Origin of the sequence: Hydrogenobaculum sp. 3684 (genome assembly GCF_000213785.1) — a bacterium.
Lineage (GTDB): Bacteria > Aquificota > Aquificia > Aquificales > Aquificaceae > Hydrogenobaculum.
Window position 1 is genome coordinate 1,405,294 of the sequence record NC_015557.1, and the last position, 21,640, is coordinate 1,426,933.

22 protein-coding genes are annotated in these 21,640 nt (G+C 33.8%); 3 read left to right on the plus strand and 19 right to left on the minus strand.

What is annotated here, in order from left to right:
• Positions 1-255 precede the first annotated feature (255 nt).
• From HYD3684_RS07490 to HYD3684_RS07515, 6 genes are all read right to left on the minus strand, one after another.
• Entirely contained in the window at positions 256-444 is a 189-nt protein-coding gene (locus HYD3684_RS07490) for a CDGSH iron-sulfur domain-containing protein (protein ID WP_015420052.1), read from the minus strand.
• Between the two features lie 107 nt (positions 445-551).
• A complete protein-coding gene (locus HYD3684_RS07495) occupies positions 552-1,754 on the minus strand; it encodes a type III PLP-dependent enzyme (protein WP_015420053.1) in 1,203 nt (400 codons plus the stop codon).
• 30 nt (positions 1,755-1,784) lie between these two features.
• On the minus strand, positions 1,785-2,978 hold the full coding sequence (locus HYD3684_RS07500; RefSeq protein WP_015420054.1) for a TRC40/GET3/ArsA family transport-energizing ATPase: 1,194 nt from the start codon (positions 2,976-2,978) through the stop codon (positions 1,785-1,787).
• A gap of 38 nt (positions 2,979-3,016) precedes the next feature.
• Entirely contained in the window at positions 3,017-3,682 is a 666-nt protein-coding gene (gene mtnC / locus HYD3684_RS07505) for an acireductone synthase (RefSeq protein WP_015420055.1), read from the minus strand.
• On the minus strand, positions 3,679-4,230 hold the full coding sequence (locus tag HYD3684_RS07510; RefSeq protein WP_015420056.1) for an acireductone dioxygenase apoprotein: 552 nt from the start codon (positions 4,228-4,230) through the stop codon (positions 3,679-3,681). The genes mtnC and HYD3684_RS07510 overlap by 4 nt, the downstream gene beginning before the upstream one ends.
• Entirely contained in the window at positions 4,227-4,838 is a 612-nt protein-coding gene (locus tag HYD3684_RS07515) for a methylthioribulose 1-phosphate dehydratase (protein ID WP_015420057.1), read from the minus strand. Before HYD3684_RS07515 ends, HYD3684_RS07510 begins: the two co-directional genes overlap by 4 nt.
• A 108-nt stretch (positions 4,839-4,946) precedes the next feature.
• Between HYD3684_RS07515 and HYD3684_RS07520 the strand changes: the two genes are divergently transcribed.
• Entirely contained in the window at positions 4,947-5,174 is a 228-nt protein-coding gene (locus tag HYD3684_RS07520) for a hypothetical protein (RefSeq protein WP_015420058.1), read from the plus strand.
• A gap of 6 nt (positions 5,175-5,180) precedes the next feature.
• On the plus strand, positions 5,181-6,416 hold the full coding sequence (gene murD, locus HYD3684_RS07525; protein WP_015420059.1) for a UDP-N-acetylmuramoyl-L-alanine--D-glutamate ligase: 1,236 nt from the start codon (positions 5,181-5,183) through the stop codon (positions 6,414-6,416).
• Here murD and HYD3684_RS07530 read toward each other — a convergent pair.
• Positions 6,406-7,587: an FAD-dependent oxidoreductase gene (locus HYD3684_RS07530; RefSeq protein WP_015420060.1), complete on the minus strand. Its 1,182-nt coding sequence runs from the start codon at positions 7,585-7,587 to the stop codon at positions 6,406-6,408. The genes murD and HYD3684_RS07530 overlap by 11 nt on opposite strands.
• A 108-nt stretch (positions 7,588-7,695) precedes the next feature.
• On the opposite strand from HYD3684_RS07530, the gene HYD3684_RS07535 reads away from it, so the two are divergent.
• Positions 7,696-9,141 carry a glycosyltransferase family 39 protein gene (locus HYD3684_RS07535; protein WP_237698599.1) on the plus strand — a complete coding sequence of 482 codons (1,446 nt, stop codon included), beginning with the start codon at positions 7,696-7,698 and terminating at the stop codon, positions 9,139-9,141.
• A gap of 1 nt (position 9,142) precedes the next feature.
• Here the strand turns inward: HYD3684_RS07535 and HYD3684_RS07540 are convergent, their stop codons facing one another.
• From HYD3684_RS07540 to dnaG, 12 genes are all read right to left on the minus strand, one after another.
• A complete protein-coding gene (locus HYD3684_RS07540; protein ID WP_015420062.1) occupies positions 9,143-11,785 on the minus strand; it encodes a BamA/TamA family outer membrane protein in 2,643 nt (880 codons plus the stop codon).
• Between the two features lie 21 nt (positions 11,786-11,806).
• Positions 11,807-12,733 carry an RluA family pseudouridine synthase gene (locus tag HYD3684_RS07545; protein WP_015420063.1) on the minus strand — a complete coding sequence of 309 codons (927 nt, stop codon included), beginning with the start codon at positions 12,731-12,733 and terminating at the stop codon, positions 11,807-11,809.
• Positions 12,708-12,875, minus strand: a complete 168-nt coding sequence (locus HYD3684_RS08410; protein WP_015420064.1) for a hypothetical protein — start codon at positions 12,873-12,875, stop codon at positions 12,708-12,710. Before HYD3684_RS08410 ends, HYD3684_RS07545 begins: the two co-directional genes overlap by 26 nt.
• A complete protein-coding gene (locus HYD3684_RS07550; protein WP_015420065.1) occupies positions 12,872-13,123 on the minus strand; it encodes a hypothetical protein in 252 nt (83 codons plus the stop codon). Before HYD3684_RS07550 ends, HYD3684_RS08410 begins: the two co-directional genes overlap by 4 nt.
• A complete protein-coding gene (gpmA, locus tag HYD3684_RS07555) occupies positions 13,120-13,863 on the minus strand; it encodes a 2,3-diphosphoglycerate-dependent phosphoglycerate mutase (RefSeq protein WP_015420066.1) in 744 nt (247 codons plus the stop codon). Before gpmA ends, HYD3684_RS07550 begins: the two co-directional genes overlap by 4 nt.
• 19 nt (positions 13,864-13,882) lie before the next feature.
• Positions 13,883-14,452 (minus strand): sulfurtransferase TusA family protein, encoded by a 570-nt coding sequence (locus tag HYD3684_RS07560; protein ID WP_015420067.1) that lies wholly within the window; start codon positions 14,450-14,452, stop codon positions 13,883-13,885.
• A 62-nt stretch (positions 14,453-14,514) separates the two neighbouring features.
• Complete coding sequence (gene coaBC / locus HYD3684_RS07565) at positions 14,515-15,636, minus strand: bifunctional phosphopantothenoylcysteine decarboxylase/phosphopantothenate--cysteine ligase CoaBC (RefSeq protein WP_015420068.1); 1,122 nt, start codon at positions 15,634-15,636, stop codon at positions 14,515-14,517.
• Positions 15,633-17,078: a GspE/PulE family protein gene (locus HYD3684_RS07570; RefSeq protein ID WP_015420069.1), complete on the minus strand. Its 1,446-nt coding sequence runs from the start codon at positions 17,076-17,078 to the stop codon at positions 15,633-15,635. Before HYD3684_RS07570 ends, coaBC begins: the two co-directional genes overlap by 4 nt.
• Position 17,079: 1 nt before the next feature.
• Positions 17,080-17,370, minus strand: a complete 291-nt coding sequence (locus HYD3684_RS07575) for a 2Fe-2S iron-sulfur cluster-binding protein (RefSeq protein WP_012514567.1) — start codon at positions 17,368-17,370, stop codon at positions 17,080-17,082.
• A gap of 14 nt (positions 17,371-17,384) precedes the next feature.
• Entirely contained in the window at positions 17,385-18,230 is an 846-nt protein-coding gene (locus tag HYD3684_RS07580; protein ID WP_015420070.1) for a zinc metalloprotease HtpX, read from the minus strand.
• Positions 18,227-19,963: an RNA polymerase sigma factor RpoD gene (gene rpoD / locus HYD3684_RS07585; RefSeq protein ID WP_015420071.1), complete on the minus strand. Its 1,737-nt coding sequence runs from the start codon at positions 19,961-19,963 to the stop codon at positions 18,227-18,229. The genes HYD3684_RS07580 and rpoD overlap by 4 nt, the downstream gene beginning before the upstream one ends.
• Positions 19,964-20,006: 43 nt before the next feature.
• Entirely contained in the window at positions 20,007-21,611 is a 1,605-nt protein-coding gene (gene dnaG / locus HYD3684_RS07590; protein WP_015420072.1) for a DNA primase, read from the minus strand.
• Between the last annotated feature and the right edge of the window lie 29 nt (positions 21,612-21,640).

The window sequence follows — 21,640 nt, forward strand, 5'->3', positions numbered from 1 at the left end:
TAAGTTTAATAAAAAGGCCCTAAGCCTAGGGCCTTGCATGTTTATTTTAACTCGCCTTCCCAGTATTCGATGGCACCAGATATATTTTCAGAGTTTTGTTTTAGGTTATCATACATTGCCTTCATAAAACGCTCACAGCCTTCCACTGGAGCATGCTTTGCTACGTTTTCAATGTCTTTTAAAAGCTCGTCGTTTTAGGCTTCTATGTAAGCTTTCACTTTTTGTCTGTCAAACTCTTGATCCATAAATCCCTCCTTATGTTAATTCTATCCTTTCGTTTTCACCGTATATATAAAGCTTTCCTTCAGCTTCGTCTTGGGTCTTTTTGTGAGATCCATCGCAAAATGGAAAACCCTTTGACAGTCCACACGTGCAAACCCATTTTTCTTCTTGGGCTTTTACCTGTATAGGTCCTTTGCCACTTAACTTGACAAGTCTTGCCATAGGTTAAACCTCCTTTGGTTTTTTGATAGTTTTATATTAAAGTGTATAGTTTATCTTGTCAAGTAGGCACTTTATAGTGAGTAAGTATATAAAAGTATACTTCCTCTTTATACAAAAACAGTTTCTGGTATACCAAAACCGTTGAAGTTGGCAGCATAAACCGTAGTGTAAGCACCCGTTGCCATTATATATATTCTATCGCCTACATCCACATCTGGAAGATATGTGAAATTTGATATGATATCCATGCTGTCGCAACTAACCCCAGCTATGGTGTAGGGTTTTATCTCGCCTTTTTGTTCAGCATACATAGGATAGCTTATACCCCCTAAAACTTCCGCAAGCCCGTTAAATACCCCAGTATCTAAGTAAATCCAGTAAGATTCTTCACCGTTTATATATTTTGTGGTTTTACCTATCACAGAACTAACCAACACGCCCGCATCTCCTACAAGCCCTCTTCCTGGTTCTATTTGTATTTCCATAGGCTTTATAAGAAAATACTTTTGCAAAAGCGCCTCTATGTAAGAGCCAATATCTCTTATGCTAAGGGATTCGTATTGATAGTTTACGGGGATACCGCCACCTAAATTTAGCATTGTAAGTTTTATATCTTTGTATATGGCTTTTTCCCAAAGCTCCCAAGCTTTTTTTATACCTATAAACCAATTTCTTAGATTGTTGCATTGAGAACCCACATGAAATGTAATACCATAAGGCACAAGCCCTTGGTATTTTGCATACTCAAGAATATCTAAAGCGGTATCTACATCAACGCCAAATTTGTTGGTAAGAGGCCAATCGCTTCCTTCGTTTGGTACTATTAGCCTTACGTATACTCTTGATCTTGGAGCTATCTTTTTTAACTTATCTATTTCTTTGTATGAATCTATGCTAAAAGCTTTAATACCAGATTTATAAGCGTAATCTATAAAATCTAATGGTTTTACCGGGTTGCTAGATATAATTCTTGAACCATCTACTCCAAGTCTTAAGACTTTTTCCAGTTCCCAGGAAGAAGCCACTTCATAACCACTGCCAAGGTAATTTAGCAAAGCCAATATTTCTTGATGATCGTTTGCTTTTACCGCATAATATATCTTTGCTTCTTTTAAAGCCTCTTGTAGTTCTATAAACCTCTCTTTTATTCTGTCTAAGTTTATGACTAGAGTCGGGGTTTTTACGCTTTTAAGAACGTCCAATATAAAGGGTTTTCTTAATACTATGCTATCAAAATATTGCTTTGCAAACTTATACTGCAAAGGATATACATCCGGTACCTCTTCAGCTTCCAAAACTTTTTCTGGCATAAGATTAGTATAATACCTTTTTATTAAATTTCAATTATTTTTTGCCAAGTCTATATATAGATAAGGAGCATCGTATTTAGCTTTGATTGGTTCATAATCTCTTAGTTTTCTTGGAAGCATTACGTGGGATTTAAAGTTACCAGCCCTTACTATGATCTCATCCTCTCCTTTTATCACAGATATAGCGTCTTTTCTTATATATGGGGCTCTTAATTTCAACATGTAGTTGCCGTTTGATTGTAAGAACTCAAAAGGCTTATCTTTAAAAAGTATATCTGCGGGATTTTTATCTTTGTATATTAAATCAGATAACATTTCTAGCTTTTGCAAACCGCATACTTCTTCTTGCATAGTGGGTACATCAAATATAGGAGTAGGGTTAAACAAAGATTTTATCTCTTCAAGATAACTTTGTTGAGATTTTACCCATTCTTTGAAAAACTCACAATCTGCCACTTTGTCTTTTGGAAGGACTTTGTTTACCACAACAGCATCTACGTTTACACCAAAGAGATTAAAATACATATAAGCCCTTTGGCTTTCTTTTACCACCATCTTTTCTGGATTTGCCACTATTCTTACAGACGTTGTATCTGGATCTATAAGTATCTCATCTACACCTTTTAGCTTTTCATAAAAGTTTTCAAGTGCTTGGAAATAATCATCATCGGGTAGCGGGACATCTGTTAACCTTTTTGCCACAGGCCTTGCCACTTTAAAGATCATGCGCTCTGTTTTAAATACACGTTTCATATACCATTTTAAAACCGTAGGCATCGAAACAAATCTAAGAGATTCTCCAGTGGGTGGTAAGTCTAGTATCAATACATCAAACTCTTTATCTTTGTAATATTTGTTTACGTACAGCAAGCTTGTGACTTCTTCCATGCCAGGAAGTATGGCTAGTTCTTCTGATAAAACCCCATCAAGCCCTGTGGTGTTAAAAAGAAGCTCTAAAAATCTATAGACATCTCCCCAATATCTATCTATTTCTTCTTGAATGTCTATTTCTTGTATATAAAGATTTTCATTTATCTGAATTGGAAGACCTTTAACGGCATATTTTTGCTCATCTGGTATATCAAAAGAATCTCCTAAACTGTGGGCTGGGTCTAAAGACACTACAATTGTCTTATAACCCATTTTGGAAAGCTTATAACCGGTAGCTGCCGATACCGTAGTTTTTCCTACACCACCTTTACCAGAAAAAAGTATTATTCGCATATACAAAATTTAATATATAGAAATTAAAAGTCAATCTTTTAAATGTTTATCTCGGTAAAATCCTTTATACAACCTTCTTTTTCGCAAGGATTTTCCCTTGATACTAGACATGTTTTCATGCCGGCTTTTTTAGCAGCGTTTATCTCATCTTCTATATCTGACAAAAATAATATTTCTTTAGGGTCTAAACCTATGGTTGAGGCTATTTTCAGATAGGAATCTGGGTCTTTTTTAGAACCTACTGTTGTATCAAAAAACCCATCAAAAAGGTATGTGATATCTCCGTAAGAGGAGTGTCCAAAAAATAGTTTTTGGGCTTTTATAGACCCAGAAGAATACACAAAAATTTTGTATCCTTTTTCTTTTAACTCTTTTAGTTTGATATAAGCATCTTCGTATATATGTCCTTTTAGCTCACCACTTTTAAACCCCTCTTCCCATATATGCCCTTGTAGCTCTTTTAAAAGTGTATCTTTTATATCTTTTTCAATAAAATCTTTGAAAACTAAAACGGCTGTTTGTAAATCTATATCTTTCTCAAGCTTTTGAGATAAGGATTTTACAATATTTTTTACATGATCTTCTTCCCAGTGTTTTTGTAAATAGTCTTTTAAGCGGTTTTTTGAATATTCAAACATTACATCTTTTACGTAGTTTATAGAAGATGTGGTGCCTTCAATATCTGTAAGAATAGCTTTTATCATAAAGTGGCTATATCATCATGACTTGGAATTTTTAAAGATATAGAAGAGCCTGTGAAATGCCCTACCCAACCCTCAGGTATCAAGAAAAATCTTATGGCTTTGAAAAAGGGCTTTGAACCCATATCAAACCAATGTTTTGTATAAGCTGGCACACTTATAAAATCCCCCTTTTCACAAAAAGCCACATAAACTTTATCATCTATATGAAGATAAAAAGTACCTGACCCATCTACAAAAAACCTCACTTCAAAATCAGAGTGTGTATGCTCTTTTAAAAACATGTTTCTTAACTCATCTTTTTTAGGATTTTCTGGTGTTAGACTTACTACATCCAAAGATTTAAACCCAAACTCTTTTATTATTCTATTTATATCCTCTTCATAGGCTTTTATTACCTCTTCTTGACCTGCATCCCAAGAAAGTTCTTTGTAAGCTTTCCATCTTTCAAACCTCACCCCTAATGCTGCCAATCTCTTTGATATCGTCTCATGCTCTTTTATAAGCTCTAAAACGCTACCTTCTTCATTGTAAATCACAAGATGACTCATAGGGCACCTCTTTGCAAATGCATACTTTTTAACTCGCAATCAAACAAAAAATCAAGGGCTTCAAGCTTTACGTAAGCATCCATTGTATCTTTACCCCAAGCGTAAATGCCGTGAGATTTTAACAAAAATCCATATTTTACTTCACCTTTTTCTATGGCTTTTTTTACAATATCTGATAGTTTCTTCATATCTTGCATGTTGTCAAAAATGGGTATTTCCACAACAGTCTCGTGGGTATCTATTCCATCAAAAGCTTTTAAAAGCTCATAATCTTTAAGTAAAACCTTGTCTTTTAATAACCTTGATATCAAAGTAGCGTTTATAGTATGAACATGGAAAACTGCGTTTACATCAGGAAAATTTTTATACACTATAATATGAAGTAGCGTTTCAGCGGAAGGTTTTTTCTTGCCATCTATGGTTTTGCCTTCATAATCTACAATGACAAAATCTTTTTCGCTCATATGTCCTTTGTGAGTGCCAGAGGCTGTAATACATATTTTCTTATCGTCAATTCTAAATGATAAATTACCGGCGGTAGCTGGAAGCCATCCTCTTGTGTGAAACTCTTTTGCAATTTTTACAACATCAGCTACTTTTCCTTCCATATTAAAAGTTATAGTATATTCTTTGTTTTAGGGATTGTCAAGTGATTGAATAAGTTCTATTGCAAAAAATCAAAAATTTATTATATTTATTTTTAAGGAGGATGAAATATGGCAAATGTAAATGTTATCAATGCTTATAATACTTACGGTGTGCATCACCATAACAAGGTGAACGAGCAAGTTAACAATCAAAATGCAGCTCAAAACAAGGTTCAAGCTACAGCTGTTAACAAAAATAATCAAGCCCAAAATCAAAATACTCAAGAGCAGCAAAATAATCAAAACCTTCAAAATAACCCACAGCTTACAGCAACTTTATTAAACCTTTATAGATAAAGCTTAGTGACTTATCTTGTTTGGGGAAAAGGAAGAAGCGGTTTAGCGGCTTTTAACCTTTTAAAAGCAAAAGGTTTTAAGGCTTATATAGGAGACGACAAAGAAGATAAAAATCTTTGGAAAGATGTTTGGAATGAAATAGACACAGTAGTTTTATCACCCGGCGTACCACCTTCTCATCCTATTTGGCAAGAGGCTATAAAATCTTCAAAAGAATTAATAGGAGAAACCGAATTAGCTTATAGATTTTACAAAGGTAAAAATATAATAGCAGTAACAGGTACCGATGGTAAATCTACCACAGTGCATCTTATACATCATTTCACCTCTTTTAAAGAAGGTGGTAACTTTGGTACACCCTTTAGCGAAATAATCCTTGATAACGATAAAGAGGATGTGGTGTTAGAAGTGTCTTCTTTTCAAGGGAAAACCTTGGATACCTTTAGACCAAACGTAGGTGTATTTTTAAACTTTTCGAAAGATCACCTTGATTGGCATCCAAGCTTAGAGGATTATCTTTTGTCAAAACAAAAGATATTTAAAAATCAAACACAAGAAGATATATTGATATTAAATGCTCAAAAACCAGTTTGCGATACGCCTTCTTTGGCTAAAAAGATATTTTTTGGTGAAAATGGGGATTTGAAAGTTGTGGGAAGTGATGTATATTACAAAGATGAACTTTTTATAGAGAATATATCTCATCCTTCTTTAAAAGGTCTTCACAATCTCTATAATATTGCGGTTGCTAGTTTTGTGGCTTTTAGTATGGGTATAAGTTTAGAAGAGATAAAAAAGAAGTTAGAAACCTTCGAAGCACTTCCTTTTAGATACCAATACTTAGGAAACTTTGAAGGTATCGATATATACAACGATTCTAAATCTACAACGGTAAATGCTCTTACGAGCGCTTTAGAATCCACCAAAGCCCCTATTCTTCTTATAGCTGGTGGCATAGATAAAGGAGGAGATTTTTCTTCTATTGAGGCTTACAAAGACAAGATTAAAGCCGTGTTTTTGTATGGAAAAGATAAGAATCTAATAAAAGATCAAATTGAGCATTTTTTAAAAGTGTATGTATTGGAGGATTTGGAAAGCGCTTTGCTAAAAGCCAAAGAGCAGGCAAGAAAAGGAGATACTATACTTTTTTCTCCAGCCTGCGCTTCTTTTGATATGTTTGAAAGTTATAAGCATAGAGGTAAGGTATTCACTGAGCTTGTAAAAAAGCATTTTAATAGTTGATATAAGGAAGCTTTGGTAATTTCTTCATTTTCACCAACTTAAAGTGCATACCCCAAAGCTTTTTGAGGTAATGCCCTATTATGGGCATTGGTAAGAATATTGCTTTTTTATCGTTTCTATAAACAAGCCCGGCTCCTTTTGTACCCATGTCCATAAGGCATATTATACTCATATGTTCTTTATAGCTTTTTGGCGCTCCTTTAGCTTTGCCTTCTTTTAGAGCTATATTAAAAGCGCAAACTCTTGCCATTGCTTCGGCAAGATGTCCTTGTTTGGCTTTCCAATCCGGCCCTTCTAAAGCGGCAGAGTCACCTATAGCGTATACATAATCAAAATCAATTACTTTTGTGGTATCATCTATTTTTATAAAACCAGCTTCGTTTTGGGGTAAATCGGATTCTTTTATAGCTTTATGCCCATCAGTGGCTGGTATAAAGGCTATGACATCTGCTTCTATCTTTTCACCATCTTCTAATACTACACCATCTTTTTGAAACTCTTTTATCTTCTTACCGGTTTTTATCTTTATATTTAGTTTTTTGAGCATATCTATAGCGCTGTTGTAAGCTTTTTCTCCAAGTCTAATGCCTGGTTTATCCATAGGTGCAAAGAATGTTATTTCAAAGTTCTCCCTTAGGTTTAGTTTTCTAAGGTAATCGTCTAAGTTTAATAAAAGCTCAAAAGCAGGTCCACCTCTTACACCAGATGGGTCTTTTGGATTGCCACCAAAACCTATAGCTATTTTACCAGAACCTTTTAAAACAAGCTTTTGAATGGCATCTCTTAGTTCTAACGCTTGAGTAGGCTCTGAGCATATAGAGTAAGCGTATTCCATACCTTTTGGATTTACTTTAGACCCTCCAATGGCTATCACAAGATAATCAAAATCTTTTAAGCTACCACTCTCTTTTAGTAATACTTCCTTTTCTTTGGCTTTTATAGATAAAACCTCATCTTTAATAAATCTAAAGTTATGTATTAAGGCTAAGTTGTTTAGATTCATCTTTATATCGTTAAATTTTATCCTCTCTACAGGTATCCATATAGCCAGTGGATATATATAGTAGTAATCTCTATTGGAAACAAGCGTTACGTCAAAACCATATTCACTAAGCAAAGAAGCTGCTTCTACACCAGCTATACCACCGCCTAATACCAATACCTTTTTCATATTAAGTTAATATACTCTTACTTTGTATTATTTTCTATGCCAAAAGCCATAAAACTAATCCCTATGATTTCACAATTAAATCAGTCTTATTGCAATATAATAGTTTTGATGAACTTTAAAAATGTCTTCTTAATAAATGTGTTTTTTCTGATCTTTAGGATAACGTACGTGCTTTTTTACCCTATATCTTTGGACCCAGAAGAAGCTCAGTATTGGGACTGGGCTAGACATCTAGATTTTAGCTACTACTCAAAACCTCCTTTGGTGGCATATTTAAACTTTGTATCGATGCATCTTTTTGGTATAAACAATTTAGCTGTTAGAATATGGCCCATTTTGTTTGCTTTTATAATGTTAAACTTTTCTTATTTTTTTGTTAAAAAAATATATGGCCCATCTGCTGCCTTCTGGTCTTCTGTTATACCAAACACCGTCATAGGTTTTAACATAAACGCAATAATGATGACCACCGATGCGCCTTTTTTGTTTTTCTGGGGACTTAGTGTCATAGCAATGTACGAAGCCCTTCATAAGAATAAATTAAAAGATTACATATACCTTGGCATATTTGCAGGACTTGCTTTTTTAGCAAAGTACACCGCTGTTTTTTTGGTGCTTGGTTTTATTTACGCTTTTATATATAAAAAAGATGTTCTTAAAAGCTTTAAACCCTATCTTTCAATGTTAATAGCCACAGTGCTTGGCATTCAAGTGATAATATGGAATGCTTTTCATCACTTCGATGGGTTTAAGCATGTGGGGGCTTTAGCGGGAATAGAAGATGATGCTAGTGTTAAAGCCCTAAGGGTTTTGAATTTCCTAGGAGGGCAAATTGGAGTGTTATCAATAGTCTGGTTTTTTGTATTTTTATACGCTTCTTTTAAAAGCCTAAAACAAAAAGATCACAATGATATGTATTTTATCATTTTATCTTGGCCTATTTTGCTATTTTTTGCTATTCTTAGTATAAACACAAACGTACAAGCCAATTGGCCAGACTTTGCTTACTTTAGTGCGTTTATTTTAATATCAAAATATTTTGAGGCTTTTAGAAAAAAGATACTTTATATAGGTTTTTCTATGCTTATTACAATACTTGTGATGTTTACACCAATTCTTGATTTAATAGGCCTTGGTAATATTTTAAAACCCATTCACGATCCTACAAAATTTTTGGTAGGCTGGGATAAGCTTGGTGCTTTTGTATCAAGATTTTACAAACCTGGGGATTTGGTGTTTAGCGATTACTATCAAATAGCTGGGGAGCTTGCTTTTTATATGAAAGATCATCCTGAGGTGTTTTGTATAAATTTAGGTACAAGGATGAACGAGTTTTACCTATGGCAAAATCTTATGAAAAACTATATAGGACATGATGGGATCTTTGTAAGCGTTCATCCGATAGACAAAAGAGTCTTATCTGGCTTTAAAAAAATAATATATCAAACCACTTACACCGTTTACTGGAGATCTAAACCTGTAGAAACCTACTATATATATGTATTAAAAGATTACAACGGGCATATAAAACAGGTAAAGACACGTAGTTATTAAATTAGTAAAAATATCCTATTGATATATAGTATTTTATAGAAGAGTTTACGTTTGGTATTTTTGTGATGGGTTTTGCTACATCAAATCTTACAGGGCCCACCGGTGTATATACAAATACACCAACACCAACATCTTGTTTTAGGTTTTTGGTAATACCAGATATATCGTTTGCTACGTTGCCAGTATCTGTGAAAAGTGCCAAGTTAAAGGGGCTTTTGATGGGAAAATCTATCTCGTTTCTTAAAAACCCGTAATATTTTCCGCCTTCTGGAGAACCTATATCTTCAAAGTTATAACCCATCATATCCTTAATACCGCCTAGGAAAAATCTTTGATATATAAGACCGTCGTTTTCTGCTCCAAACCCAAATTTAAAACTATAAAATATCTTATCTATTATATGTATAAGATAGTATGTATTTATATTAAAACTATTGTAACCGGTTTGTAGGCTTTTGGTAAAACTAACGTTGTCATAGCCTATTTTTGTAGGGTTTATAGATTTGTTTTTGTAGTCTCTTATCAAGCTAAAGCTAACGGTTTCTTGGTTTGAATATCCGTTGTCTTGAATAGGAGCGTTGTAAACATAGTCTCTTGTCCTGGAATAACCTACGCTAAAGGTGTAATAATTTCCTATCCTTCTTCCTATATCAAAGTTTATGCCTTTTGATACAAAGTAATAGCTGTTGTGTATTTCAAAATCCCTTTGGTAGAAAATATCTCCTAAGTAATTTTTAGAAAATAAAAATTTTTCAGATATACCAAGTTTGTAAGTGGTGTTTAAGCTAGATATGTTGTAGTTGAATATCGCCATCGCCGGTGTGCCAAATAAATCTGCCCACATTAAAGAGCTATCTAATATCAACCTTTGTTCTGTGTTGTATCCGGCTTTTATTCTAAAAAAACCTCTTTTACCCTCTTGAACTTCTATGAGCCTATCCACTTTCTTTTGTTTTTTATTTAAAAATGTTTCCAGGTTGACTGCATCAAATATTGAACTTTCTTGTAGATTTTTTATTGCCTTTCTTTCGTTCTCTAAGGAGTAATACTTTGGTAGTGCTGCCATGTATTGGATGCTATGCTCTAATGTGTGGTTGTAGCCATATATCACCGTGTTGCCATTTTCGTATCTTTTGCCTAAGTTTATATTAAACATATATATGTATTTGTAATAATGTTTGCCTATGGTTTTTACATGTACCACTGGCTTTATTTTTACATCAAAATATCCGTATTTCTTAGCGGTTAATATGCTATCTTTGTAGAGATCTTCTATATCTTTTGCATTGTATTCCCTTGGAGTTTTATAGCTTTTAAAAATATCCAAAATATGTCTGTTTTTAGTACCTTTTACAACAATGCGTTCTAGTATAATCTTATAACCTTTGTTTATGTTTATATTTATGTTTGCTTGATAGTTTGGCAACTTCTCTACGTTGTATTTGTAGGAAAAGCCATATATGTATCCTTCTTTTTTAAGCTTTTTGTGGTATTGATTTATCAGCTTTTTCAATGCTAATATATTTAAATATTTATCTTTGTATCTTTTTTTTATAAAATCTTCCAAAGCTTTGCAATTAGAAAATATATCGTTTATGCCATACCTTTGACCCTCTTCTATGTAAAATATGGCTTTTGTATATTCTTTGTTTACTTTATAGTGGACTTTTGCATCAAGATAACCCATATCTTTGTAAAATCTTAAGATGTTTTCTTTTGCTTGTTGTAGTGTAAATATGTCTATATCGCTTATGTTTGCTACTTTTTTTAGTATGTTGTCGTCAAAAGCTTTGTTGCCTTCAAAAGAGATACTACCTAAAGGTCTTTGATAGACTTTGTAATAAATATCTACTATACCGCCTTCTCCAATGGCTGCTTTTGTAAAAGGTATTGGATAGTTTAAAAATTTTGAAATATCGTTTACAAAAACACCTACTATATGAAATATGTTATGTTTTATATTTTGTGCTCCAAAGATGGCTTTAAAAGGTCTTTTTGTAATAAGCGTCTCCAATCCTTCTTGATAAACAAAAACCCTTGCGTTTTTACCAAAGTGTTTTCTTACTATGTTGTATATTTTGTTTAGGTTTTTGATGTCTGCTATATCACCTATTGGAAGATCATCGTTTTTGAACTTTTTTCCATTTACAAAAACATCCTTTATAAAGTAAAGATTTCCCTCTTTTATGTTGATATATACATTTAAATATCCATCTTTGGTTTTTGTTATTTTGTCTTTTACCTTTGCTTTCAAAAAACCATGATCTTTGTAAAACTCCTCTAAAAACTCTTTTATTAGCTTTTCTTTTTTTTCAATAGATTCTTTTACAGGTGTGCCAGGTCTTATATTTGCTATTGGTATGAGGTCTATAGCATGGTAAAAGGTGTTGCCGGTTATTTTTACATGCTTTATTATTGGATATCTTTCTATGTATAAAATAGGTTTATCTTCTTTAAAGCCCAAAACTTTTACATCTTTTACATAATCTATATTTTTTATAATACCTATCATTCTTTTTAAATTCTCTTTTGTGATAACTTTTGAGAAGTTATTTTTTGCCAAAGGATAATTTGATGTTATAATAGCTTCTCCAAAAGCTTTGTTTATTAAAAGTAAAACAACTATTAACATTATTTTTTTCATCTTTTTAATTATAATAAAAATTTAGGATTCTAAATATTTTAAAACGTTTTTAAAATAATCTGGCATATCTATTTCAAATTCCATTGGTTTTTGGCTTTTAGGATGAAGAAACTTCAGCTTGTAAGCCACCAGCAAAAACCTCTCACCTATCATATGTTCAAGGGTTTTATCAAAATAAGAGTGCTTGTAGCCATAAAGCGTATCCCCAACAATAGGATGTCCTAAATAAGACATATGTACTCTTATCTGATGGGTTCTTCCTGTGTATATTTTTATGTCTAGCAAGCTCGCATTTTTTAGAGGTTTTTCTAAGCTATATTTTGTTATGGCCAGTTTTCCCTCGTTTGACACTTCAAATTTTAATCTGTTGGTTGGATGTCTTCTTATAAAAGTTTCTATGGTTTGCTCTTTAAACCTTGGTATACCGTATACTATAGCTTTATAACGCTTGTCTACTTCTTTATTTTTAAACATCAAAGATAGCTTTTGATGGCTGATATCGTTTTTTGCTATTACCATAAGCCCATGAGTATATCTATCAAGCCTATGCACAATGCCCGGTCTTTCTACCCCACCTATTACAGACAAATCTCCAAACTTAGCAAGCAAAGCGTTTACAAGCGTGTTTTCATCGTGTCCTGGTCCTGTATGAGAAGGCATACCAGAGGGTTTTACCACCACAGCCAAATCGTTATCTTCATAGAGTATATCTATATGTATATCTTGGGCTTTTACGTCTAGTTTTTTTGGAGGTGGTATTTCAAACTCCAATACATCGTTTTCAAAAACCTTTTTTGAGCTTTTAAAAACCTTTTCACCGTTTATCAAAACACCGTTTTCTTTTATTATCCTTTTTATATACTCCCTTGATATATCTTTATATATGTTTGATATTAAGACGTCTATACGTTCACCGGCTATATCAGGGGTTATTTTTATCTGGGGCATCTTTTTTAATAAATATTTTTATATCATGCGGTTCTTCTTCTAAGTTTAGGGCTTTTATAAAACCTATTATTGTACTTTCTAACGCCTTTGATGGAAACTCTTTCAAGCGTATCTTCTTATCGTTTATCTCAAGTTCTATCATATAATCTCTTCTTTTTTGGCTGCAACGCTGAGAAGCTGAAGCTGTTCTTTTAAAACGTTTAAAGATTGGATAGTCATAAAAAAGCCGTGTTCTACATTTAAAATAGCCTTTGCAAAGTTTGGGCTTTCATCTTCTAAAATTCTTAATTCTCTAAAAAGCCTATAAAACTCATCTATGTCTGTACCACATTCTAATAGCTTTTTTATGACTTCTTTTGATAATTCTACAGCCTTTTCTTTTGTATTCATGCTTTTGTTTGATTTGCCACAGACTCTATGGCTTTTTTGAGGGTTTCTTCATCTGCTAAGTATCTTTTGCTTTTTATATTTAAATTGTCATCTACTACGTAAACAAGTGGTATACCAGTGGGTATGTTTAGCTTTACTATCTCATCTTTGCTCAAATCTTCAAGGTATTTCACTATGGCTCTAAGGGAGTTTCCGTGAGCGGCCACCAATACGCATCCTCTTTGAAAAAGGGTGGGTGCTATAAAATCTTGAAAGTAAGGAAGCGTTCTTTCTAAGGTATCTTTTAAGGATTCTGAAGATGGTAAATCTTGACATCTTATATGCTTATACCTTGGGTCGTTGCATGGGTGGTTTGGATCATCTTTGGGAAGTGGAGGTGGAGGGACATCGTAGCTTCTTCTCCATATATTTACTTGTTCTTCTCCGTGTATTTTTACCATTTCTTTTTTGTTTAGGCCTTGAAGTGCTCCGTAATGTCTTTCGTTTAGTCTCCAGCTTTTAAAGACATCTATATAATGAAGGTTCATTGTATCAAGAGCTATGTTTAGTGTATTTATGGCTCTTCTAAGATAAGAGGTAAAAGCGGCTTTTGGTGTTATGCCGGCCTCAAGCATAGCCTTACCGGCATTCTTAGCTTCTTCTTTACCTTGATCGCTTAAGTCTACATCTATCCAACCTGTAAACTTATTCTCTAAATTCCAAAGGCTTTGTCCATGTCTTAAAAGCACCAACGTATACATAAAAATATTATACTATATTTTAAGTAAGTTTTGGATATTCGCCTTTTTCTATGGCAAAAACATCTTCTACGGCAAATTTGTTTTGTTTTAGAAACTCGTAAGTTTCAAAAGCCTTTTCTTTTGATGAAAAGCCAAATACAATACCGCAATGCGGATATATTTCTTTTGGCACTGGTAGTTTTACGTAGGAGTTCATGTTCTTTTCCTGCAAAAATTTGTCTGCTCTAACACCTTCTGACACAGAGACAAAAGTTATTAGATATTTTGGCTTACCAAAAGGTATTATATCAAGAAAATGCTTTATTGCATGAAGCTTAACACCAAGGGCTATAAATTTAATTTTGTCTATAAGTTTTTCTCCTTTAAAGCCTTTGCCCCTTTCTATTATAGCTACGTAGTATCCGTTTTCCTCTTTAAAATCTATAAGCTTGTTGCCAGTTTCAAAAGACCAAATTTCTATGTCTTTTTTAAAGGCTTTGTCATCTGCCATGACCATGAGCTTTTCGCCCACAGGTATCTCTTTCAACTTTCTTGACACAAACGTAAGAGGTAATGGACAGAACAACCCTCTAGTATCCACTGTCTCCATAAACTCACCTCACAAATATATAAATATAAACATACAATTTTAAAATAAAAGGATAAAAATCATCATAAAATACTTCTTAAAGCTTTTAAAATCTCTATACTGGCAACGTCTTTTGGCATTTTTGGTATACTCTTGATATCATCTTTTGTAATTACATAACCTTCAAATTCCTCAGAGCCCATAACGGATATTGGGTTTGCCACTACTGCGTCTAAATTTTTGTTTATTAGCTTTGATTTGGCATTTTCTATAAGATGTTCTTTTTCCTCTAAAGCAAAGCCTATAAGTTTTTGATATGGTTTTTTTCTAATACCTAGTTCTTTTAATATATCTTTTGTTTTTAAAAGCTCCAATACAATTTTATCTTGAGTTTTTTTGATTTTCCCGTTGTGCTTTGATGATACCTTGTAATCTGAGATAGCGGCGTTCATTATAATAATATCGTATCTATCAAATATCTCCAATATCTTTTGGTAGGCTCCTTCCACATCCATATTTGATACATCTAAAAAGTCTGCTTTAGCACCCAAAGACAAAAGTCCCATTGTAAGGTATCTTGCCATTTTACCGGAAGAGCCATTTGATATAAACCTAACGTCATCTATATACTCTTTTGTAGCCCCTCCTATCACCAAAGCTTGATTGTTTTTAAAAATAGGCTCTTCGTTGGCACTGTATATATAAAACAAAAGCTCTTGGGGTTCTACCATTTTGCCTATGCCCTCTTCGTTGCAAGCAAGAAGCCCATAGATCGGTTCTATGACTTTAAACTTGTAGTTTTTTATACTGTCTATATGTTCTTTGGTAATATCTTTTTCATACATTACAGTGTTTGCCGATATAGCCAAAAGTATATAACCTTTATACGCTAAAGCTGTGGTAGTAAGCAAATTGTCGGCTATGCCGTATCTTAGCTTTGATAGCGTATTTATAGTACAAGGGGCTATCATAAATACATCTGCCCACCTTGCTAAATCTATATGACAAAGGGGTTTTTCTTTCCAGCTTGAGTCTGTGTATACTTCGTCTTGGGATAGGGTTTTTACTATCATAGGGCTTATAAACTCTTGTGCAAAGTTTGTCATAATGGTCTTTACGTTGTGATTTTTCTTTTTTAAAAGCCTAATGAGTTCTAAGGTTTTGTAGCAGGCTATTCCGCCGGTAATACCAATTAGGATGTTCACTGGTCTTCCTCAATCTTGCACACTTGAAGCACTTCCTCTGTGGATGTGATACCATTTAATATTTTTTCTATGCCATCATCCAATAGGCTTTTGTATTGTATATGGCTTTTAATATACTCCCATGAGGGATTTTGAGATATTAGACTCTTTAGCCTGTCATCTACGTTTATTACCTCAAAAAGCCCAATGCGACCTTTATAGCCAGATTGCATACAGTGTTCGCAACCAAGCCCTTTGTAGAATGTATAATCTCCTTCTTTTAAACCCAACTCTTTGATCTCTACGTAAGAAGGTTTGTAAGAAGTCTTACAATAAGGGCATATCTTTCTTACAAGCCTTTGGGCTATAAGTCCTTCTACGGAAGAAGCTATTAAAAAAGGCTCTATCCCTATATCAAAAAGTCTTGTGATGCTTGATAAAGCGTTTTGGGTATGAAGGGTAGAAAGTACCAAATGTCCAGTAAGAGCTGCTTGTATAGCTATTTCAGCGGTTTCTTTGTCCCTTATTTCTCCTATCATAATGATATCCGGGTCTTGCCTTAATATAGATCTAAGCCCAGATGCGAACGTAAGACCCACTTTCGGATTTACTTGAATTTGCGATATGCCCTCTATTTGATACTCCACTGGGTCTTCTATGGTTATTATATTTTTTGATGGGCTTTTTAATCTCTTTAAAAAAGCGTATAAACTAGTGGATTTACCGCTACCCGTGGGTCCTGTGACAAGTATTATGCCGTATGGTCTTGAAAGTATGTTTAATACATTTTCATAATCTTCTTTTGAAAGCCCAAGTTCTTCCAAATCAAGAGGCGTATTTGATTGGTCCAATATTCTAAGCACCACCCTTTCCCCAAATAAAGAAGGTATTGTGGATACCCTTATATCTATCTCTTTTTTTGAAATCTTTATCCTAAATCTTGCATCCTGAGGTAACCTCTTTTCAGCTACGTTCATATTTGCTATAACCTTTATACGAGAAAGTACACTTTGATAAAAGCCGTTGGTAAGTTCCTCCGCCACCACCAGCTTTCCGTCTATCCTCATTCTAACCAAAACATTTTTCTCATAGGGCTCTATATGTATATCAGAAGCCCCTGTTTTTATGGCTTTTAATAAAATGTTGTTTACAAATATAATAGCGGGACTTTCAAGCTCATCTTTTGAAATATCTATAGTTTCAAACTCCAGTTTCACATCTTGATCTTCTAAAGTTTGATAGGACTGGGATAAGAAATTGTTCCAATGTTCTAAAAACTCCTCTTCGCTTAAAACCTCAGTTTTTATCTTTTTGTCTAAATAAAAATATAAGATATTTTTTACAAAAGCCACATCTTGATTGCTAGATACCTCTATCGTTAAAGTGTCTTGGTCTTCTTTTATGGGTATAAACCTTAAGTTTTTGGCTAAATCTAGGATGCTATTTTCTACATAGCCTTGCATCTTAATCTGTCTGAAGTTCTATAACATCTGTGTCTTTTACTATTTCAAGTTGGCAGGTAAGCCTCCTGTCTTCGTCGTATTCTCCTATACGCCATAAAGTATCTGATTCTTTTTCGGACACTTCGTTTAAAGCCTCAAGCCCTCGTAATACCGTAGCCACACAAACTCCACACTGGCCATCGGTACAGCCAAATTCAACACCAGCTTTTTCTATAAGGTCGTGAATATCTTGAAATTTTGTTCCTACGTCAAAGTTTCCTATAACCTTTTTATTTACGATAAGTTTTGCCATAATACATCTCCTTTCTAAATTTGTCCCATTTCTTTTGCTATTTCAACAAGTCTTTTTATGCGTTCCTCTGTAGGTGGATGGGTAGAGAAAAGCTGTCCTATGCTCCCCATTGGATTTTCTATAAATAATGCCGCTGTGCCTTGATTTACTTCTACAGGCACTCTTTCTATATAATCATGTATTTTCTTTAAGGCTTTTGCTAAAGAAAGTGGGCATCCGCATATATGGGCTCCCGTAGCATCTGCAGCAAACTCCCTTGATCTTGATATCGCAAACTGTATTATGGAAGCTATGATAGGAGTTATGATAATAAGAAGCAAAGCTACTATAGGGTTTGAATTTCTTTCTCTGTCTTGTCCTATGCCAAATATAAGACTAAATTGAAAAATATTTACAAGGGCGCTTATGGCACCAGCTATAGTGGCTGCTATTGTTGCTATAAGTATGTCTCTATTTTTTATATGAGAAAGCTCGTGAGCTAAAACGCCCATTATTTCATCTTCATTTAAAAGCCTTAAAAGCCCCGTAGTAACTACCACAGCGCTATGGTGTTCGTCTCTTCCAGTGGCAAAGGCGTTTGGTTGATCCATATCTATTATGTATAACCTTGGCATGGGCAAGTTTGCCCTTTGGGTTAGCTTCTTTACTATGTTAAAAAGGGTAGGTGCTTCTTGAGGGGTTAGCTCTTTTGCTCCATATATAGAAAGTATTATGGAATCTGAATAATAATAGCTTATAAAGTTCGTAAAAGCCGAAAAAATAAGTGCAAAAAGAAGGCCAGTTTGGCCTGCAATCATATAACCTACAGCTAAAAATATGCCTGTTAAAACACCAAGCAGTATTGCTGTTTTAAACATCATATTATTTCAAAATCTTTTAAATACTTTGCCCTGCTTGGATGTCTTATCTTTCTTATAGCTTTTGATTCTATTTGTCTTATGCGTTCTCTGGTAAGATTAAACATAGCCCCCACTTGTTCCAGCGTGTGCTCTATGCCATCTACCAATCCAAACCTATACATAATTACTTCTCTTTCTTTATCTGAGAGTGTGTTTATGATCTTTTCTATTTGCTCTCTTAGAAGTCTTCTGGCTGTGGCTTCCTCTGGGTTTGATATGCTTGAATCTTCTATAAAATCTTTAAGATGTGTATCTTCGTCATCTCCTATAGGTGTTTCAAGAGATATAGGCTCTTGAATGGACTTCAGTATTTTCCTTACTTTTTCTGGAGACATGTTTAGAGCTTTTGCTATTTCTTCTGGGGATGGTTCTCTGCCATACTCTTGAAATAGTTTTTTGGATACTTTAGAAATTTTGTTGATAGTTTCTATCATATGTACTGGTATACGTATGGTTTTTGCTTGGTCTGCTATAGCTCTTGTAATAGCTTGTTTTATCCACCACGTGGCGTATGTAGAAAATTTAAAGCCTTTTTTATAATCGTATTTATCAACAGCTTTCATAAGTCCCATATTGCCTTCTTGTATAAGGTCTAAGAAGTGAAGACCTCTGTTTATGTACTTTTTAGCTATGGATACTACGAGTCTTAGGTTTGATTTTACCATTATGTCTTTTGACTCTTTTACGCGTTTTCTACCTTGTTCTATAATGTTTATAATTTTGTTAAGCTCTTCTGGTAAGACTCCTAAGCGTCTTTCTATGTCCTCTATTTCCCTTTGAAGGGCTAAGTAGTTTGACCTGCTTATCTCAAAAGTATGAAAAGGCATATGTTTTTCTATTTTATTTAGTAGTTCTTTGTTTTTATCGTAGTAAGATAAAAGTTCTTCCACGTTTGGATGTATAGCTTCAAATCTTCTTTTTTGTATAGTTAAAGAATTTAGTTTGCTCTTATAGTCTTTGTATAGTTTTATAAACTCATCCGCTATTTTTTCATATCTTGAAAACTTGATATTTATACTTTTTAACGTTTTATTCATCTCTGCATGAGCCTTTAAATATTCTGCTTTTGTTTTCTTATCTTTGTATGTTAAAAATAACGTCCTTTTTTCTATTACTGTTTTATATTTTTTGGCAAGTTCTATACCTTTTTCTATAAACACAGAATCTACGTGTTCTGCTTCTTCGTACTCATCGTAGTCTGTGTGTTCTTCCTGCATATCAAGTATCTCTTGAGATCTCATCTTTCCATCGCAAACTTTTGCCCAATACCTTAGCACCATATCCACTAAAAAAGATGTCCTTAGTAGCCCTCTTCTTAGTTGCTTTCTACCCATCTCTATGTATTTTGCATGCTCTATTTCATCTGCTCTTCCAAGAAGAGCTATCTTACCCATCTCTTTTAGATAGTATCTTACGGAATCGTTGTTCTTTAAATCTGCCTCTACTATGCTGGCAGATACTATCATCTCGTCGTCTTCTTCTAAAATCTCTTCATCGGCTTCGTGGTGTATAGCGGCTTCAGCTTCATCTTCTAAAATCTGTATACCTTTTTCGGACAAGATATCAAACAAAGACTCCAATTCATCGGACTCTACCAAGTCCTCACTGACATACTCGTTTATGTCGTCGTAGGTTACGTAGCCTTTTTCTTTGCCGATTTCTAAAAGTTGGTCTTTGCCTTTGGCTTTTCCCATACAACCTCCTTCAACAATAAGCTACTTAAAATATAAATAAAAGTTAACTTTTACCATGAGAAAAATAATACTTCTTTATATAAGATTTTCTACTAAGTGTATTTTTGATGTTCATAAGTTCATCTTTGGTAACGACGTTTTGTTCTTTGGCAGTCTTTAATAGGTATTTTTCAAGAGCATCTTTTGTAAGATAGTCAACAGACTCAAGCAATTTTAACTCTTCTTCTCTTAATTCTTGTTGATACTTTATCTTTTCTGCTATTATTATGGAGTTTTTATCAAGCCAGTCTATATCTAAAGGGTTTATGTCTATATCACACTCTTTTAAAGCTTTTAAGAGTATCCTATCTTTCATAGGTATCTTTTCGTAAGAGATATCCCCTTGCTCTTTATTTTCTACAAAACTTTTTTTACCAACGTATTGATCTATTATATGTTTTGGCAATCCTACCGCTAAGAGTTTTTGACTATATTGGAATATGTCTTCTGGTTCTTTGAGATAAGAGGCCAACTCTAAGGCTGTTTCTATATTTTTTGACTCTATGTTTAAATCTATTATATTTTTTGATGCTTTTAAAAGCTCCAAAACGCCGTCTTTTCCAAACTTCATACCAAATTCGTCTGGGTCTTTAGCATCTTTTATCTCTACGTAGAAGGCCTTTACACCTTTGGCTATTAGATATTTGGCGGCTCTTAAGCTTGCGTTTTTTCCTGCATTGTCGTTGTCAAACATTATATAGGCTATCTTGGCGTATTTTGATATGGTTTTTGCATGCTCTTCGGTAAATGCCGTTCCAAGGGGAGCTACCACGTTTCTTATGCCTATTTGATAAAGTCTTATAACGTCAAAATAGCCTTCTACCAGTATTAGCTCTTCCTTTTCTTTTATGTAAGGAAGGGCTATGTCTATACCAAATAGAAGTTGTGATTTTTTGAATATAAAAGAATCTGGTGAGTTCAAATACTTTATAGCGGATTTATCTTCGTATAAAATCCTACCGCCAAATCCCACAACGTTTGAAGATGCGTTTCTTATAGGTATTACAAGCCTTCCTTCAAATATATCCCTTATACTCTTTGAAGATTTGTGTAGGTTTTGTGTGCTTTTATAAAGTTCAAGATAATACTCTGATGTATTTTGCAAAAATTCCACGACTTTGTAATGATTTGGCGAATAGCCTATCTCATAGATTTCTACCGTTTTTGGGTTTATCTCTCTTTTTTGAAGGTATTGCATAGCCTTTGGGCTTTTTGTCAGTTCTTCGTGGTAAAAGTTAGATACCAAACTCATGACTTCATAAATCTTGTGGTTTTTTTCTTCACTTTTTATATTGATGGGTAGGTTGTATTTGATGGCTAATTTTGAAAGAGCTTCCATATAGGAGATGTTTTCATACAAAGATACAAATTTTACTACATCTCCACCTTTACCGCATCCAAAGCACTTCCAAATTTGCTTTTGCTCTGATACCGATAAAGAAGGTGTTGAATCATCGTGAAAAGGGCATTTTCCCAAATAGTTGCTACCGCTTCTTTTTAGTTCTATATAAGAAGATATTTCTTTTACTATATCTATCCTTTTTATAGCATCTTCTATTGATATGTTGCCAGCTTTGTTCTTTTCCAACGTATAAGCTTTGCTTAGCATCGTAAATAAGCTAAACCGACTTTTAAAAT